1 protein-coding gene is annotated in these 282 nt (G+C 40.1%); it reads left to right on the top strand.

The window, feature by feature from the left end; translation table 11 throughout:
• A partial coding sequence (locus tag ON062_RS13685; protein ID WP_274647696.1) for a ribonuclease H family protein occupies positions 1-282 on the top strand: 282 nt, incomplete at both ends.

Genomic DNA, 282 nt, shown 5'->3' with positions numbered 1-282 from the left:
TTATTATCAGAAGTTTGTAAATGGTTTTTCTTCCATTGCTTCCCCTTTGACGAAATTGACCCAAAAGAAGGCAAAGTTTGTGTGGACCGATGAATGTGAAAAGAGCTTCCAAACTTTGAAAGACAAGCTTATGTCCACTCCTATCTTGGCTCTACCAAAAGGGTTAGAAGGGTTTGTTGTGTATTGTGATGCCTCAAGAATCGGTTTGGGGTGTGTTTTGATGCAAAATAGCAAAGTCATCGCCTATGCTTCTAGACAACTAAGAGTGCATGAGCGCAATTA

The sequence above is a fragment of the Microbacterium sp. C7(2022) genome, assembly GCF_028823665.1.
GTDB lineage: Bacteria > Actinomycetota > Actinomycetes > Actinomycetales > Microbacteriaceae > Microbacterium.
This window is presented reverse-complemented; position numbering and strand designations above follow the sequence as displayed.